Annotated in this window: 16 protein-coding genes and 1 pseudogene; 15 read left to right on the top strand and 2 right to left on the bottom strand. The window is 55.5% G+C overall.

All coding sequences use genetic code 11. From position 1 onward, the window contains the following. Positions 1-30 precede the first annotated feature (30 nt). The 7 genes from BTJ39_RS20065 (at position 31) to BTJ39_RS20035 (ending at position 7,751) form a co-directional block, all read left to right on the top strand. Entirely contained in the window at positions 31-363 is a 333-nt protein-coding gene (locus tag BTJ39_RS20065; RefSeq protein WP_078004499.1) for a YbaB/EbfC family nucleoid-associated protein, read from the top strand. Next, a complete protein-coding gene (recR, locus tag BTJ39_RS20060) occupies positions 363-968 on the top strand; it encodes a recombination mediator RecR (RefSeq protein WP_078004498.1) in 606 nt (201 codons plus the stop codon). The genes BTJ39_RS20065 and recR overlap by 1 nt, the downstream gene beginning before the upstream one ends. A 101-nt stretch (positions 969-1,069) precedes the next feature. Beyond that, on the top strand, positions 1,070-2,947 hold the full coding sequence (gene htpG / locus BTJ39_RS20055; RefSeq protein ID WP_078004497.1) for a molecular chaperone HtpG: 1,878 nt from the start codon (positions 1,070-1,072) through the stop codon (positions 2,945-2,947). Positions 2,948-3,426: 479 nt separating this feature from the next. Further along, positions 3,427-4,302: a DUF6024 family protein gene (locus tag BTJ39_RS20050; protein WP_078004496.1), complete on the top strand. Its 876-nt coding sequence runs from the start codon at positions 3,427-3,429 to the stop codon at positions 4,300-4,302. Between the two features lie 303 nt (positions 4,303-4,605). Further along, positions 4,606-5,250 carry an adenylate kinase gene (adk, locus tag BTJ39_RS20045; protein ID WP_078004495.1) on the top strand — a complete coding sequence of 215 codons (645 nt, stop codon included), beginning with the start codon at positions 4,606-4,608 and terminating at the stop codon, positions 5,248-5,250. A gap of 143 nt (positions 5,251-5,393) precedes the next feature. Further along, the gene (gene hemH / locus BTJ39_RS20040) at positions 5,394-6,368 is read left to right on the top strand and encodes a ferrochelatase (RefSeq protein WP_078004494.1); all 975 of its coding nucleotides are present in this window, start codon (positions 5,394-5,396) and stop codon (positions 6,366-6,368) included. 78 nt (positions 6,369-6,446) lie between these two features. Beyond that, complete coding sequence (locus tag BTJ39_RS20035; RefSeq protein WP_078004493.1) at positions 6,447-7,751, top strand: inosine/guanosine kinase; 1,305 nt, start codon at positions 6,447-6,449, stop codon at positions 7,749-7,751. Between the two features lie 2 nt (positions 7,752-7,753). On the opposite strand, the gene ybaL is transcribed toward BTJ39_RS20035, so the two are convergent. Then, entirely contained in the window at positions 7,754-9,436 is a 1,683-nt protein-coding gene (gene ybaL / locus BTJ39_RS20030; RefSeq protein WP_078004492.1) for a YbaL family putative K(+) efflux transporter, read from the bottom strand. A gap of 505 nt (positions 9,437-9,941) precedes the next feature. Here ybaL and ushA point away from each other — a divergent pair. After that, positions 9,942-11,606 carry a bifunctional UDP-sugar hydrolase/5'-nucleotidase UshA gene (ushA, locus tag BTJ39_RS20025; RefSeq protein ID WP_078004491.1) on the top strand — a complete coding sequence of 555 codons (1,665 nt, stop codon included), beginning with the start codon at positions 9,942-9,944 and terminating at the stop codon, positions 11,604-11,606. 58 nt (positions 11,607-11,664) lie between these two features. Next, positions 11,665-11,850, top strand: a complete 186-nt coding sequence (locus BTJ39_RS20020) for a hypothetical protein (RefSeq protein WP_139356390.1) — start codon at positions 11,665-11,667, stop codon at positions 11,848-11,850. 122 nt (positions 11,851-11,972) lie between these two features. Here the strand turns inward: BTJ39_RS20020 and BTJ39_RS20015 are convergent, their stop codons facing one another. After that, the gene (locus BTJ39_RS20015) at positions 11,973-12,590 is read right to left on the bottom strand and encodes a helix-turn-helix domain-containing protein (protein WP_078004489.1); all 618 of its coding nucleotides are present in this window, start codon (positions 12,588-12,590) and stop codon (positions 11,973-11,975) included. Between the two features lie 163 nt (positions 12,591-12,753). Here BTJ39_RS20015 and BTJ39_RS20010 point away from each other — a divergent pair, with 163 nt between their 5' ends. The 6 genes and pseudogenes from BTJ39_RS20010 to BTJ39_RS19990 form a co-directional block, all read left to right on the top strand. Further along, on the top strand, positions 12,754-13,002 hold the full coding sequence (locus tag BTJ39_RS20010) for a helix-turn-helix domain-containing protein (protein WP_078004548.1): 249 nt from the start codon (positions 12,754-12,756) through the stop codon (positions 13,000-13,002). A gap of 2 nt (positions 13,003-13,004) precedes the next feature. Further along, positions 13,005-13,397 (top strand): annotated as a pseudogene (locus tag BTJ39_RS25460) (DNA-binding protein); the annotation flags it as partial. A 327-nt stretch (positions 13,398-13,724) separates the two neighbouring features. Beyond that, the gene (locus tag BTJ39_RS20005) at positions 13,725-15,398 is read left to right on the top strand and encodes a hypothetical protein (RefSeq protein ID WP_422386056.1); all 1,674 of its coding nucleotides are present in this window, start codon (positions 13,725-13,727) and stop codon (positions 15,396-15,398) included. Beyond that, positions 15,391-16,053 carry a phage baseplate assembly protein V gene (locus BTJ39_RS20000; RefSeq protein WP_078004487.1) on the top strand — a complete coding sequence of 221 codons (663 nt, stop codon included), beginning with the start codon at positions 15,391-15,393 and terminating at the stop codon, positions 16,051-16,053. Before BTJ39_RS20005 ends, BTJ39_RS20000 begins: the two co-directional genes overlap by 8 nt. Positions 16,054-16,138: 85 nt before the next feature. After that, the gene (locus BTJ39_RS19995) at positions 16,139-16,489 is read left to right on the top strand and encodes a phage GP46 family protein (RefSeq protein WP_078004486.1); all 351 of its coding nucleotides are present in this window, start codon (positions 16,139-16,141) and stop codon (positions 16,487-16,489) included. An 11-nt stretch (positions 16,490-16,500) separates the two neighbouring features. Beyond that, the coding region (locus BTJ39_RS19990) for a baseplate J/gp47 family protein (protein ID WP_139356389.1) at positions 16,501-17,080 on the top strand (580 nt) is incomplete at its 3' end.

The following is a 17,080-nucleotide window of genomic DNA, read 5'->3' as shown; positions in this document are numbered from 1 at the left end:
TGGATGCGGCCTGATCTGAGAGAGAAGACTATGTTTGGTGGTAAAGGCGGTCTGGGTAACCTGATGAAACAGGCCCAGCAGATGCAGGATAAAATGGCCAAAGTTCAGGAAGAGATCGCTGCGCTGGAAGTGACTGGCGAATCCGGCGCAGGCCTGGTGAAAGTAACCATCAACGGTGCGCATAACTGCCGTCGCGTTGAGATCGACCCCAGCCTGCTGGAAGATGATAAGGACATGCTGGAGGATCTGGTGGCTGCGGCATTCAACGATGCGGCGCGCCGTATTGACGAAGCGCAGAAAGAAAAAATGGCTTCCGTTTCTTCCGGTATGCAGCTGCCGCCGGGCTTTAAGATGCCGTTCTGATGCAGACCAGCCCGCTTCTTGAATCCCTGATGGAGTCGCTGCGCTGCTTGCCCGGCGTTGGGCCGAAGTCAGCACAGCGCATGGCTTTTCATCTGCTGCAGCGCGATCGCAGCGGCGGGATGCGCCTCGCGCAGGCGCTGACGCGGGCGATGTCGGAGATTGGGCATTGCGCTGACTGCCGGACCTTTACCGAGCAGGACGTGTGCGCCATTTGCGCCAATCCTCGTCGTCAGCAGAACGGCCAGATCTGCGTGGTGGAAAGCCCGGCGGATATTCATGCCGTTGAGCAAACCGGGCAGTTCGGCGGTCGTTACTTCGTGCTGATGGGGCATCTGTCGCCCCTTGATGGCATTGGCCCTGACGATATCGGTCTCGATCGCCTGGAACAGCGGTTGGAACGGGAAAGCATTTCCGAGGTGATCCTGGCCACTAACCCGACGGTTGAAGGCGAAGCCACTGCTAACTATATTGCCGGGCTGTGCAGCCAGTACGGCGTTGATGCCAGCCGTATCGCCCATGGCGTGCCGGTGGGCGGCGAGCTGGAAATGGTGGACGGAACCACGCTGTCACATTCGCTGGCCGGGCGTCAAAAGATGAAGTTCTGAGCAGTCAGGGGGCGGTATTCTATCGCCCCCTTGAAAATCTCCGCGTTAACCCCATCTGTAACCTCAACGTTTGTAATAACCTGTTCTCAGTTGAGGTAGCAATGACCATGAAAGGACAAGAGACCCGTGGCTTCCAGTCAGAGGTAAAGCAACTTTTACATCTGATGATCCACTCTCTGTATTCAAATAAAGAAATCTTCCTGCGTGAGCTAATCTCCAACGCCTCTGATGCTGCTGACAAGCTGCGTTTCCGTGCGCTTTCCAGCGCGGAACTCTATGAGGGTGACGGCGAGCTGCGCGTCCGGGTGTCGGTAGATAAAGAAAAGCGTACGCTGACGCTGAGCGACAACGGTATCGGGATGAGCCGTGATGAAGTCATTGAAAACCTTGGCACTATTGCTAAATCCGGCACCAAAGCCTTTCTTGAATCCCTGGGATCCGATCAGGCCAAAGATAGCCAGCTGATCGGCCAGTTCGGCGTTGGTTTTTATTCCGCGTTTATCGTGGCCGATAAGGTGACCGTTAAAACCCGCGCCGCCGGCGCCAGCGCTGATTCAGGCGTATTCTGGGAGTCGGCCGGCGAGGGCGAATATACCCTGGCGGATATTACCAAAGAAGATCGCGGCACGGAGATCACCTTGCATCTGCGTGAAGGCGAAGATGAATTCCTCGACGCCTGGCGGGTGCGCAACACTATCAGCAAATACTCCGATCACATCGCACTGCCGGTAGAAATCGAGCAGCAGGATGAAGAGAACAGCACCACCACCTGGGAGAAAATTAACAAGGCTCAGGCGCTGTGGACGCGTAATAAATCGGATATCAGCGAAGAAGAATATAAAGAGTTCTATAAGCACATCGCCCACGACTTTAGCGACCCTTTAAGCTGGAGCCACAATCGCGTTGAAGGCAAGCAGGAGTATACCAGCCTGCTGTATATTCCAGCTCAGGCGCCCTGGGATATGTGGAACCGCGAGCACAAACACGGCCTGAAGCTTTATGTGCAGCGGGTGTTCATCATGGATGATGCTGAAGTCTTTATGCCGAACTACCTGCGCTTTGTGCGTGGCCTGATCGATTCCAGTGACCTGCCGCTCAACGTTTCTCGTGAGCTGCTGCAGGACAGCCGTCTGACGCAAAGCCTGCGCGGCGCGCTGACTAAACGTGTCTTGCAGATGCTGGAGAAAGTGGCAAAAGACGATAACGAAAAATACCAAACCTTCTGGCAGCAGTTTGGCCTGGTGCTGAAAGAAGGACCGGCGGAAGACGCCGCCAACGGAGAAGCGATCGCTAAACTGCTGCGTTTTGCCTCTACCAGCAGCGAAGGTTCGGCGCAGACCGTCTCGCTGGAAGATTATGTCAGCCGCATGGTTGAAGGGCAGGAGAAGATCTACTTTATTACCGCTGACAGCTATGCGGCGGCGAAAAGCAGCCCGCATCTGGAGCTGTTCCGTAAGAAGGGCATTGAGGTGCTGCTGCTCTCCGATCGCATCGATGAGTGGATGATGAGCTACCTGACCGAGTTTGACGGCAAATCCTTTCAGTCGGTGAGCAAAGCCGATGAGTCGCTGAGCAAACTGGCGGATGAAGAGAGCAGCGAAACGCAGAAGGAAGCTGAAAAAGCGCTGGAACCTTTTGTTGAGCGCGTTAAAACGCTGCTCGGCGAGCGGGTTAAGGAAGTACGTCTGACCCATCGTCTGACCGATACGCCGGCCATCGTCACCACCGATGCGAATGAAATCAGTACCCAGATGGCGAAGCTGTTCGCCGCTGCGGGCCAGGCCGCGCCGGAAGTGAAATACATTTTTGAAATTAATCCGGATCACGCGTTGGTTAAACGTATTGCCGATACTCAGGATGAAGCGCGCTTCGGTGAGTGGATCGATCTGCTGCTGGATCAGGCGCTGTTTGCGGAGCGTGGCACGTTAGAAGATCCTAATCAGTTTATCCGGCGCATGAACCAGCTGCTGCTGGCTTAATTGACTCTCTGTCGGACAAAAGGCGAGCAACTGCTCGCCTTTTTACTTGCCCGCTCGCCTCTGAAAAATAATTTTTTCTTGTTCTGACGAGCTTTGTCTTGCCAGCAGTGCAAAAGTCCATTATTACCGTAAGCAGTAACATCATCCGTTAACGCATGATGGTTTTGCTAGCGCCAGAACTTTCGACCTTGCCGCACCGGGTGGGGCAGCAAGCTGGTGCGGCAGAGCGACGGCGAGAATTAGGCATGCAAAAGGGTTATTTTAGACCTTTTGCTTAGCGCTACGGTAAGGCAAAATCTGAACCTGCCGCCGTCGGAAATCAGGACTATGATATAGATATGGTCGGCTAGTCGCGATCCGACGCAGAGATTGAGTAATTAGCATTATTACTAAACGCTCGTCTCCCTGTAAAATCGCGACAGATTTAATATTTCGCGAAACGTTATGCCACTGCTGTATCAACATGAGTTAATAAATTGATGGACGCATCTTCATTGCCACCCCAGCTTCAGCAGGTTCATGGCGAACAATTTTACGAGCGAGCGCATATGCTAAGAGACGAACTTCGTGAATCCTTGTCACGTATTTACAAGCTTGACGACTACGACATCTTCTTTGTGCAGTCAGTTCGCGTTGGGCTGGTTATTCTGTCACACCTGTTTCATAAACAGGAAACGACCAGATGTCTGGCAAAACATGCGCATTTTCAGCCGGTAAGCGAGCTGTTTAATGCCCCAGGGCACATTACCGGGCCGGGCAGCGTGCGCGTTATTACCCACGTTGATCCTGGTACGGGCGAAGTTCACAGCCTGAAAGATAGCCTGGGCAAGGGCGTGGTTGATGCTTCCCACAGCTTTGCGACTAACCTTCATGGCGAGTTAATTCGCGATAGCTCTATCTTTGTTGCGCCGCTGCATGAGCATGCCTCGCTGGCGCCGGGACTGGCGATTATTGCGCTGCGTCCGGAACACTTCAGCACCCTGATGCGCAGCGAGCTGCGCCTGTTTGAAGAGTCCACCTCGGCGGCGAAGCCACTGCAAGAGGCGATGGCGCATCTCGATAGCGCAGAGTGGAAGCCGTATAACGTCGCGCAGGTTAAGCCGGTAAAAATGCTGAATATCGGCGGCATAAATTTTACTTCAATCAGTAATCCGAACCTGCCTTTTAGCTGCTTCGAGGTTCCGCCGCTGAGCGAGGAGCTGCAGCAGCGGGTGAAAATGGCCGGTGCCAGCTATTTTCCCCAATCGCATACTATTCGCCTTTCATGCCGCGCGCGTGGTGATGGACGTAAAGCGGTGGACATGAGCGCTGAGGTGCAACAGGCGCTGTCGACGCTCTGGAACCGGCCACAGTAATACTCACATACCGCGAACATCAGGTTCGCGGTATGCGCTTTATGCGTCGGCGCAAAACGCCCTGCCGGCGTCAGGATTAAACCCTTTATCACCTCCAGTACTCCGAAATTGCTCCCGAACGCCCGGGCATCTGAAACGCTGCTAAAGGGAGGATTACCGCGCTATTTACGCTTATCAGCCCCGTTTCCCGTCAACTATGGCGCAGCCGCCTTGCCAGCCCTTCCTTGTCGGCCGGGTGCCTTAATGATATGTTCATCACCTTCTGGTTTGATTAATTAAGCGATTCGCAAGGGGATTTACGCAATGCGTATTATTCTGCTCGGTGCTCCGGGCGCAGGTAAGGGGACTCAGGCTCATTTCATCATGGAGAAATACGGTATTCCGCAAATCTCCACCGGCGATATGTTACGCGCCGCTGTTAAAGCAGGATCGGATCTGGGTCAGCAGGCTAAAGCGCTGATGGATGCCGGTAAACTGGTTACTGATGAGCTGGTTATCGCGCTGGTCAAAGAGCGTATTACCCAGGATGATTGCCGCAAAGGCTTTTTGCTCGATGGCTTCCCGCGCACTATCCCGCAGGCGGATGCAATGAAAGAAGCGGGCATCAAGGTTGATTATGTTCTTGAGTTTGCCGTTCCCGACGAGCTGATCGTCGAACGCATTGTTGGTCGCCGGGTGCATGCGCCTTCCGGACGGGTTTACCACGTTAAATTTAATCCGCCGAAGGTAGAAGGCAAAGATGACGTTACCGGCGAAGAGCTGACCATCCGCAAAGATGATGAAGAAGCAACGGTGCGTAAACGCCTGGTTGAATATCATCAGCTGACCGCCCCGCTGATCGCCTACTACGGCGAACAGGCGCAGCAAGGTCAGACCGAGTACCACAAAATTGAGGGTACGCGCTCGGTGAAAGAGGTTAGCGCCGAACTGGTTGAAATCCTCGGCTGATCCTGACGGTAGGGCCGGTTTTCGGCCCTCCTGTTGCAACAATCGGTTTTACCCCGTTTTTTTTCCGCTACAATACACCCCTGATTCTCATTCGCATCCTCCGCCACAGGACGGTTTTGCGCATCTTTGAGTAAGGAACAACAATGCGCCATGAAAAAGCAGGCATTTTGTTGGCTAATCTGGGGACACCTGATGCGCCGACTCCCGCTGCGGTTAAACGTTACCTGAAGGAGTTTCTCAGCGACAGAAGAGTGGTTGATACGCCTCGTTGGCTGTGGTGGCCGATTCTTAACGCCGCGATTTTACCGCTGCGTTCACCGCGAGTAGCGAAGCTGTACGCCTCCGTCTGGATGGAAGAAGGATCGCCATTAATGGTATGGAGCCAGCGGCAGCGGGCGGCGCTGGAAGCGCATTTGCAGCTGCCGGTTGCGCTGGGAATGAACTACGGTAATCCCAGTATGAAATCGGCCCTTGATAGCCTGATGGCACAGGGCGTAACCCGACTGATTGTATTACCGCTTTATCCGCAGTTCTCCTGCTCAACCGTTGCTGCGGTCTGGGATTGCATCACGCGGGCTTTTGCCGGTTATCGCTCACTGCCGGAAGTCCATTTTATCCGTGATTACGCGACTCATCCCGCCTATATCTCGGCCCTGAAAGCCTCGGTCGAACGCGCCTTCGCCCGTAATGGCAAGCCTGATTTACTGGTTATGTCTTTCCACGGCATTCCCCAGCGCTATGCGGATGAAGGCGACGATTACCCGCTGCGCTGTCGTGAAACCTTCAATGCGTTAACGGCGGCGCTGGGGCTTAATGAAAATGAAGCGATGATGACTTTTCAGTCACGCTTCGGGCGCGAGCAATGGCTCAAGCCTTACACCGATGAAACGATGCGCCAGCTGCCGGCGCAGGGCGTTAAGCATGTACAGGTTATGAGTCCTGGATTCTCCGCTGACTGTCTGGAAACCCTTGAGGAGATTAGCGAGCAAAACCGGGATTTCTTTTTGCATGCTGGCGGTACGCGCTTCGACTATATTCCGGCGCTCAATGATGACGCTGAACATATTGCGATGATGGCCGATCTGGTTAAACCCTGGCTTGACGGGCTGGCTTCCTGAGCAATCAGTCCATGCGCAAGATCGCAGGCTGGCGATGTGCTATCATCGCCAGCTTGTGCCATCTCCAGTCGAATCACCATGAAATTTCCCGGAAAGCGTAAGTCCAAACACTATTTTCCCGTCAACGCCCGCGACCCGCTCATTCAGCCTGTCCAGCCTGAAGCCGAAACCGGCGCCAGCTGGGTGGTCGGTATCGATCAGACGCTGGTGGATATTGAAGCGAAAGTGGATGATGAATTTATAACCCGCTATGGCCTGAGCCGTGGGCACTCGCTGGTGATAGAGGATGACGTTGCCGAGGCGCTTTATGCTGAGCTGATGCGCGATAATCTGATCACCCATCAGTTTGCCGGCGGGACGATTGGCAATACGCTGCACAACTATTCGTCGCTGGCTGATGACCGTTCGGTTCTGCTGGGCACCATGTGCAACAACATCCAGATTGGCGGTTACGCCTATCGCTACCTGTGTAATACCTCAAGCCGCACGGATCTTAACTATTTGCAGGGCGTTGACGGCGCCATCGGACGCTGTTTTACGCTGATTGGCGACAGCGGCGAACGGACTTTCGCTATCAGTCCGGGCATGATGAACCAGCTGCGTCCGGAAAACATTCCCGAAGCGGTAATTGAAGGCGCGTCAGCGCTGGTGCTTACCTCTTATCTGGTGCGTTGCAAACCCGGAGAACCGATGCCCGCCGCGACCATGCAGGCCATTGAATATGCTCATCGACATCATGTGCCGGTTGTGCTGACGCTGGGCACCAAATATGTGATTGCTGATAATCCGGGGTTCTGGCGCGATTTCCTGCGCGATCACGTGGCGATCGTTGCCATGAATGAAGAAGAGGCCGAGGCGCTCACCGGCATCAGCGATCCGCTGCAGGCCTGCGACAAGGTGCTGGAGTGGGTGGATCTTGTGCTCTGTACTGCCGGGCCTTCGGGCCTGTTTATGGCCAGCTATACCGAAGAGTCGGCGAAGCGTAAAACTAACCATCCGCTGCTGCCCGGCGTGATAGCGGAGTTTAATCAGTACGAGTTCAGTCGGGCGCAAAGACGGCAGGATTGCCAGCAGCCGCTGCGCATCTATTCCCATATTGCGCCTTACATGGGCGGTCCGGAAAAGATCATGAATACCAACGGGGCAGGGGACGGCGCGCTGGCGGCGCTGCTGCATGATATTACTGCCAATGATTATCATCGCCTCAACGTGCCAAATTCTATTAAGCACGCCCGGCGCTATCTGACCTACTCTTCTCTGGCGCAGGTTTGTAAGTACGCTAACCGCGTTAGCTATCAGGTGCTGAACCAGCATTCACCGCGACTGACCCGCGGTCTGCCGGAGCGCGAGGATAGCCTCGAAGAGGCCTACTGGGAACGCTAGCTTTACAGCGGGCAGCCTTGGGGTTCGGCGTTATGCTTCTCCAGCGTCATTGTCAGCATACTGCCGGCGATTTCCCGTTCGCCCATCACCACGCTATTAGCCCCGCGCTCAAGGATGTATTCGACTTCATCGTCGTAGTGCGCGCGGGCGATAATATCAATCGTCGGGCGCTTTTCCCGCGCGGCGGTAACTATTTCCCCGGCTTCATAGCCGTTAGGGATGGTCAGCAGCAGCCAGCGCGCGCAGTCGAGACGCGCCACGTCCATGATGTCTCCGCGCGCGGCGTTGCCCAGCACCGCCATCATTCCCTGTTCGCGCAGTGACTCAACGCGGGGGCGGCTGTTTTCTACCACCACCAGCGGTATGCCGGCTTCCACCAGCCGCTGGCTCAGTAAGCTGCCAACCCGTCCGTAGCCTACCACCACCGCATGGTTGCAGATATCGATAGGGATCTGACTGTCTTCCTCGGCCGCCTCTTCCAGCGTCTGCTCTTCCATGGTTTCGTTTTTTTCCAGCCAGCGTCCCAGTATGGCAAACAGAATCGGGTTAAGCATGATGGAGAGAATCGCGCCGGCCAGTACCAGGTTACGTCCTTCGTCATGCATCAGACCTAGTGAAATGCCCAGGCCGGCGAGAATAAATGCGAATTCGCCGATCTGGGCAAGGCTGACGGCGATAGTGAGCGCCGTGCGTTTCGAATGGCCAAACAGCCTGACCAGCAGCAGCGCCGCCAGCGACTTGCCCAGCACGATAATAGCCAGCGTACCGACCACGGCCAGCGGATGGGTAAGCAGGATCATCGGATCAAACAGCATGCCGACGGAAACAAAAAACAGCACGGCGAAAGCATCGCGGAGCGGCAGGGTATCGTGGGCGGCGCGGTGGCTAAGTTCCGACTCGTTCAGCACCATGCCGGCGAAGAACGCGCCGAGGGCGAAGGAGACATCAAAAAACTCCACTGCGCCGAAGGCGATGCCCAGCGCCAGCGCCAGCACCGCGAGGGTAAAAAGCTCGCGCGAGCCGGTTGCGGCGCTGCGCGCTAAAATCCAGGGCACAACCCGGCGGCCAACCACCATCATCAGCACCATAAAGGCGGCAACTTTACCAATAGTCAGCAAAAGGTCTAACAGCAGCAGGCTGAAGCTGGCATTGCCTTCTTCAAACATGCCGGCGATGGCCGGTAGCAGCACCAGCGTCAGAACCATAACCAGGTCTTCAACAATCAGCCAGCCGATGGCTATCTGACCGCGCTGGCTGTCAATCAGCTGGCGTTCTTCCAGCGCGCGCAGCAGCACCACGGTGCTGGCGGTGGAGAGGCACAGGCCGAACACCAGCCCGGTCATCAGCGGCCAGTGGAGCAGCGCCGATAATCCCAACCCCAGCAGCGTCGCCACGGCGATTTGCAATATTGCGCCGGGGATAGCGATGGACTTGACCGCCATCAGGTCTTTCATTGAAAAGTGCAGTCCGACGCCGAACATCAGCAGAATGACGCCAAGTTCAGCCAGCTCCGGCGCCAGATTGGTATCAGCCACGAAGCCCGGGGTGAAGGGGCCTGCCAGCACGCCAGCCAGCAGATAGCCGACCAGGGGAGAGATGCGCAGCCGGTTTGCCAGCATGCCAAATAAGAAGGCAAGAACCAAACCTCCCACCACGGTGGTTATCAGGGGAGTTGTATGATGCATTCCTGCCTCCTTTGTGTGCAATTGTATCCACTTGTAAGTTTTTAGTTTATGGCAAAACGCTTTTTATCGCTTGTTAATTTCTGTGGTTCTCTGAAATTAATCGCATGCGTCGCACAATAAATGCCATAACGGGGATTTAAACGTCTGATGTAGACTAGCTGATTGATTTAGCGTGAATAGATACTTAGCTTGCCGCAATATGCCCGGGCTTTATTTCTGTTTTATTGCAGCTTAGCATAGTAAAAGCTGGCTTCTTAAGCTGTTATCAGGGAATTTCAGCTTTCTTTACATATTGATCGAATACCGATCGGCGGGCTGGTGTTTCTGAATCGCGAAAAATGACGCCTGTCGCCAGGGAACATTAGCGCGGCTGCGTGATGTCTCAGTATAAGCCTGAGTCATTATCTTCACGATGTCGACCTATTGCATAATACTCCGTATGGGATATGTCACCGCAACACCACAGACACATTTTAACGTTAGCTAACCGAAGGGGGGCGTGTATTTGAAACGCGTACAACAGGCTGCGCTTGCCGCATTGATCTTATCGCTGATAGCGGCTCCGCTTACTGCCAGCGCCTGGGTGAAAGATCGCACCTATAAATTTACCGTGCTGCATACCAACGATCACCACGGCCGTTTCTGGCACAACGAGCATGACGAATACGGTCTGGCTGCGCAAAAAACCATGATGGATAAAATCCGCTATGAGGTTCAGGCGCACGGCGGCTCGGTATTGATCCTCTCCGGTGGCGACATCAATACCGGCGTGCCGGAATCGGATCTACAGGATGCCGAACCGGATTTTCGCGGGATGAATCTGGTGGGTTATGACGCTATGGCGATCGGTAATCATGAATTTGATAACCCGCTATCGGTACTGCGTCAGCAGCAGAAGTGGGCTAAGTTTCCGCTGCTCTCCGCCAATATTTACCAGAAAAGTACCGGTAAGCGGCTGTTCCAGCCCTGGGCGCTGTTCAATCGTTCGGGGCTGAAAATTGCGGTTATAGGTTTAACCACGGATGATACGGCAAAGATCGGCAACCCGGCCTATTTTACCGATATGGAATTCCGCAAGCCGGCAACGGAAGCCAAAGCGGTGGTTGAAGAGCTGCGCGCTAAAGAGAAGCCGGATGTTATTATCGCCGCTACTCATATGGGGCATTACGATAACGGCAACCACGGTTCTAACGCCCCCGGCGACGTTGAAATGGCGCGCGAGCTTCCCAAAGGCTATCTGGACATGATAGTGGGTGGGCATTCTCAGAACCCGGTGTGTATGGCAAATGAGAATGAGAAACAGAAGGACTATGTGCCCGGCTCGCCCTGTACGCCCGACCGTCAGAACGGAACCTGGATCGTTCAGGCCCACGAGTGGGGGAAATATATTGGCCGCGCCGATTTCACCTTCCGCAACGGCGTGCTGAAGCTGGTTCATTATGAACTGGTGCCGATTAACCTGCGTCATAAGGTCACAAATGCCGACGGCAGCACCAGCTGGGTAAACTACACCCAGGAAATTCCGAAGAATCAGGCAATGGAAAGGCTGCTGACGCCGTTCCAGAAAAAAGGCCAGGCGCAGCTGGGGGTTAAAATCGGCAGCGTTAACGGGCGCCTGGAAGGCGATCGCAGCAAGGTTCGTTTCCAGCAGACCAATATGGCGCGTCTGATCCTGACCGCACAGATGGATCGCACTCAGGCTGATTTCGCCGTGATGAGCGGCGGTGGGGTACGCGATTCGATCGACGCTGGCGATATCAGCTATCGCGACGTGCTGAAAATTCAGCCGTTTGGCAATACGCTGGTTTACGTCGATATGAAGGGCAGCGAGGTGGAAAAATATCTGGCGGTGGTAGCGAACAAGCAGGTGGACTCTGGTGCTTACGCGCAGTTTGCTAACGTCAGCCTGATTGCCGATGGCAAGGGCGTCAGCGAGGTTAAAATTAAAGGTCAGCCGCTGGATGCCAATAAAACCTACCGCATGGCGACGCTGAGCTTTAATGCCAGCGGCGGCGACGGTTATCCTGAGATTGATAAATTACCGGGCTACGTCAACACCGGATTTGTCGATGCGGAAGTGCTGAAAGGTTATATCGAGAAGCACAGCCCGCTGGATGCCAGCAGCTTCGCCCCCGGTAATGAGATTGTGTACCAGCGCGATGCTATGTAAAGCGGGCGGCGGGCAAGGGGGCCATTGGCGTTATGGCCCCCTTGACCCCGGGCTTCGGGTGTTTATTTCACCTGCGGTGGGTCTCGTTCCGTTCGCCCGGGCAGCGGCTTGTGGGGAGGAAATCATTTCTGCACTGATCGGATATTTTCCTGGCGGCCGCGAACTCAACAGCGGCGCGGCTTGTGAGGGGTTTAGTGATTTTGCACTACTGCGAAAAAATGACTTAAAAATGATTTTTTCGTAATAAATTCTGCACTCGAATGATTGTGGTTTGCGTGAGTTTAAAGTGCATTTAAACGGTTGGTTACTTCATGAGATCGACTGGTTGATTATGTTGATAACATGGAAATTACCACCTACCGTTACTCAACCAGCCTGCTTGTGATTAGATGCTAGGCTTTGGGGGGCTGTTTCGCCCAAATTATCGGAACCACACTCTCTAGCCCCTTCATCAAGACGAGCCGCCTCCTCAAGCGTTTTAGGCTGCAAGCCAAGCACCTTCTCCTTCATGACCCGATCAAGCTTCAGCAGCTTTATGTTGTCCTCGTCCAGCAAGTAGAGAACCACCTCGATGCCCTTTCGGACTAGGACTTCAAGGAATTTATCTTTTTCATCCTGGGACAAAAAAGATAATAGCTCTAATATTTTCTCATCTGCTTTTGTCATGTTTGTAGATGAATGCGTCTTTCGGAATGAGTCATTCATTTCGTTCTTTTTTTCGGGTTTGAGTGGTGCCTTCCCATCCCCTGTAAGTAGCCAATCTAAAGTAACTCCTTCCTGTTCCGCTATCTTGAGCAGCTGGGCTTTGCGTGGAGTTGGGTTGATATCCTTACGCTTGTAATAATTTTGAAGGGTACTGACTTTCATACCCCACGCCCTTGCAGCTTCGGATCTTGAGGGATAGCGATCTACAAGCTGAAAAACTCTATGGATAACAGGTTCTTTTGCTTCATCAGGAAAAGAACGATCTGGTGCTTTTCTCATTTTACGTACTTTTCAACCTATCTAATTGAAATGCATAAAGAAATAAAAGAGCGAAAAGAGTTGTGAAAAATACTTGATATTCGTTCTTTTTGGTCTTAATCTTTTACCCGTAGAGATAACCGCCCGGTTATCCGCATGGTTAACTTTTTAGGATAGATGAATGATGAATCGAAAAGAAGCCCTGGGCGCAGATTGGCACCCTGAAATCATCAAAGCGGAGATCCACAAACGAGGATTGTCGTTCCGCGCTCTGTCTCTCAAGGCGGGTTACAGCAAAGATTCGCTGAAAAGTGTGCTGCGGACACCATGCAAGCCCTATCAGCAAATCGTCGCTGATGCCCTGGGGGTTTCGCCGGAAATCATCTGGCCCAGCCGTTATCAGATTGAAAGCTATATCCAAAAGGCGTCCTGATTATGTTTGTTGTCGCAAAAGAACTGCTGGGTCTCCCCGGGCTGCCTGCGACAGCAAAGGGGATGCGAGAGGCCCTTTGTCGCTTTTCTGCAGGCTCGCCTGAGTTTGTGCGCAAGCGTTCTGGCTCCAAAGCCTTTGAGTATCACGTTGATTGCCTGCCAGAGAAGGCGCGGGAGATCGTTAAACAGCGCCATTACAGCAAGGTGCTTGAGCAATCTGATTGCCGGAGCGTGGCGCCAGTTGAGCGTAAAACCGATGTTGTGAAGGTTCGGGCCGAGCTGGAGATCATGCGCAAATGTCCAGCTCTGCTGGAACGTAAGCTGGGGACACTGACCGACGCTCAGAAGAGAATAGCCGATGCGCGTATTACGCTGGTGCTGGAAGTCTTCCGGCTGATGAATCCGCAAGGCGTACCCGAGCTGAAGGGCTTAACGCGTAAAGATGCTGTTGAACTCATCGCCAGCCGTTCTGCGGAGGGAACCTTGCCCGAACGTATCCAACGAGCCGCTGATATTGCCAATGCCCGCAAAGGTAATACGCGCCAAGGAATTAGCGTGCGAACTCTGCAAGGGTGGGTCTCTGATTACCAGCAGACGAATACGCCTGGCGAGCGTCAGGCGTTGCTGGCACCGGGTAAAATCAAGGCTAAAGCCGTGGAGTCTTATCCCTGGATGGCGGAATTTCTGCGGTTTTATTGCACTCCCAAGCGCCCTACAGTGGCGATGGCCTACGAGGATTTTGAGGCGGAGTGGGCAAAGCATCACGGCAATAACCCCGTCATGATGTCGACGCTGCCCTCGGTGGATACCGTGCGCTATGCGCTGAAAAAGATACCCAAAGCCGAGCGTGAGCGCGGTCGCATGACCGGCTCAGATTACAAGTCCCTGCTGCCGTTCGTGCGTCGCGACTGGTCAGTGATGCCGGTGAACGGGGTCTGGGTCGGCGATGGCCACGGCATGAAGATGGAAGTTATCAATCCTGCTACCGGCAAGCCGTTCAGACCCGAAATCACGCTGGTTATCGATGGGTGTACGCGCGTGGTGGTGGGCTGGAGTCTTGGGGTATCGGAGAGTCAGGTGGCCGTGGGTGATGCTCTGCGCCATGCCGTATCACAGTATGGCGTGCCGCTGATTTATTACTCCGATAACGGCGGCGGTGAAAAGAACAAGGTCTTCGACGCTGACATTACGGGTATTTTTTCCCGTCTTGAAATCGAACACCCGACCGGTATTCCCGGCAATCCGCAGGCGCGTGGCATCATTGAGCGCCTTAACCAGGAAATCCCCAAGCGTGCCGCGATGAAATTCGGCTCCTGGGTGGGTAAATCTGGTGACCGGGAGACGCAACGCAAGTACCGCAAGCAGGTTGACTCAGCGGTGAACGCCATTGAAAACGGCAAAGCGCTTAACGAGGTGCAGCAGGCGGCCTTATGCAAAGTGCCAACATGGGAACAGCTGATTGAGGAGATTGAGCGCCAGGTGGAGCGCCATAATAACCGACCTCACAGCAGCCTGCCCGTGCGCGACAACGGCCAGCACTGGTCACCGCTGGCGTACCGAAAACACCTGATTGAACGCGATAACATCGGCATTATGTTTCTCACCAGCGCGGAGCAGGAGGTGATTGCGCAGGTAGTCAGACCGCTGGGGGTGACCGCTATACGCATGCAGGCCGAAAAGCCTGCCGGCGTGAAAAAGGTCAGCATCGAGCCTGGCGACAGTGCCTGGGATGCGCTGAAACGCGCCGCCGAGACCAGCGGCCTGTGGCCGTGGATGGCACCGGACGGCACGCTGGTTATCGGTGGGCCGGACTACAGCACCCCACCGGTGGGTAAGCTGGTGATGAACCGCAGCGGTGACGGTAACAACCTGCTGTCGCTGTCAAAGCGCACCGACATGAGCGGGCGTTACTCCCAGACCACCGTACTGGCACAGAGTCACGGCTACGGCCACGAAGACGGCAAGGCCAACCGCCGGTGTACGGTCAAAGATACCAGTATGACGCTGTACCGCCCCCGCATCGTGGTGGTCGGCGACGCCCAGAGCGATGAAGAGGTGCAGTTTCGCGCCCGCAAGCTGCAGGCGGACGCCCGTCTCAACGGATTTTCCCTGTCTGCAGTGGTGCGGGGGTTCACCAGCAGTGCCGGTACGCTGTGGGCACCCGGCCAGCGGGTCAGCGTCCAGAGCGATGTGCACGGCATCGATGACGTGTATTTCATCATGCGTCGTACCTTCCGGGGCGGGCGTGGTCAGCGCCAGGAAACCTCGCTGCTGCTGCGTGAAGACGGTATCTGGCTGCCAGACGCGTATCCGAAATCCGGTCACCGTAAAGGTCATCGCCGTGGCAAGAAAGACAAGAGCCTTCTGACAACCTGGGAGCAGGTCGACAATGCCTGATTTTATTGCACTGACAGACAAACGTATCCGCAAGGCTCTCAGCGGCCTGCGGCTGGCCTTTCGCGGCGTACTGACCCGCATCACCACCGCCGGCGGCGTGCAGACAGCACAGGTGGCCGGGCTTGCCGGCGAAACCCTGGAGGGCGTGGAAATCTTTCAGCAGTACGGATTCACCACCGTCCCGCCAGAGGGGGCGATGGCAGTCGTTCTGCCGCTGGGTGGCCGAACCAGTCATGGCATCGTCATCGCCACCGAGCACAGTCGTTACCGCTTGCAGGGGCTGGAGTCCGGCGAGGTGGCCATCTATACCGATGAAGGCGCCAGCATCGTCCTGAAACGTAACCGCATCATTGCCGTAGAGTGTGACGAATGGCTGCTTAACTGTAAAAAGTACAGCGTCAACGCGTCGGAGTCCGCGTCGTTTACCACGCCGGAACTCAGCACCTCGGCGAAGCTGATTGCCCAGGGGCAAATCAGCGGCAACGGCGGGATGGCTATTCGTGGTGGTGAAGGTGGCGTTACCGCCTCGTTTGCGGGTAATATCAGCCATACGGGCGGCATCATCACATCGGTGGCCGTGACCATTAACGGCGTGCAAATGGGCATGCACATTCACGATACGCCCAACGGCCCGTCCGGAAAGCCGCGCAACTGACCCTCCGGGGCATCCTGCCCCCGGGCTTAGCCGCTTCACCCTCGTACCTTCCATCCTCCACCGCGCCTGCGGCATTCTGCCCGCTATGGACGCTTATCTCTGTCACGCCTCCGGCGATTACACCGGCAAACGCTGTACTGACCTGCACAACGCGGTCTGGCTGCGTCTGCGCATCCGCAAGGGCAGTTACTGGGCCGACCCACAGATGGGGTCGCGCCTGCATACGCTGGCTCGCGCCAAAGACACGCCACAGACCCGCATTCTGGCGCGTCAGTATGCCGAGCAGGCGCTGCAGCCGCTGCTGGATGATAAACGCGCCACCGCGCTCAGCGTTGAAGTCAGCGCCCCCGACACCGGCTGGCTGAAACTTACCATCACAGTGACTCAGGCCGGCGGCGATGTGCTGACGTTCACGCTTCCGGTAAAAGTGATTTAAACGGGGTTTACATGGCACGTACCGTACCGGCACTCGCCGACATTACCGAACAACAGTTGCGGGACATCCGCAATCAGCTCCCCGATGCCGACGTTGCTGGCGACAGCGATTACGCCATCCGGGCGTATGCCGTCTCCGGCGTGGCGCAGGGGCTGTACAACGACCAGACCTGGATACTGCGCCAGATATTTCCCGATACCGCCGACCATGACTGGTTGGTGATGCATGCCCGTACCCGTGGACTGTCCCCCAAACCCGCCAGCCCGGCAGGCGGTCAGGTGCAGCTTACCGGCACTGCCGGTCTACGCGTTGCTGCCGGCCTGCAGTTTCGTGCCATAAACGGTAGTGTGCTCTACCAGACCACAGCAGACACCAGGCTTGGCGATAAAGGCGCGGGCACTGTCAGTGCCCGCGCCATGACTGCCGGCATGGCGGGTAATCTTGGCGACAACACCGCCGGCACACTGCTCAGTGCGCCGCAGGGGCTGGACAGCACGGTGACCATCACGAGCATGCGTGGTGGCACGGAGGCCGAGAGCGACGCCTCGCTACTGGCCCGCCTGCTGGAGCTGATGCGCCGCCCGCCTGCCG

It is taken from the genome of Izhakiella australiensis (genome assembly GCF_002006995.1).
Taxonomy (GTDB): domain Bacteria; phylum Pseudomonadota; class Gammaproteobacteria; order Enterobacterales; family Enterobacteriaceae; genus Izhakiella; species Izhakiella australiensis.
The sequence above is the reverse complement of the archived record's forward strand: the minus strand, read 5'-3'. Positions and strand labels throughout refer to the sequence as shown.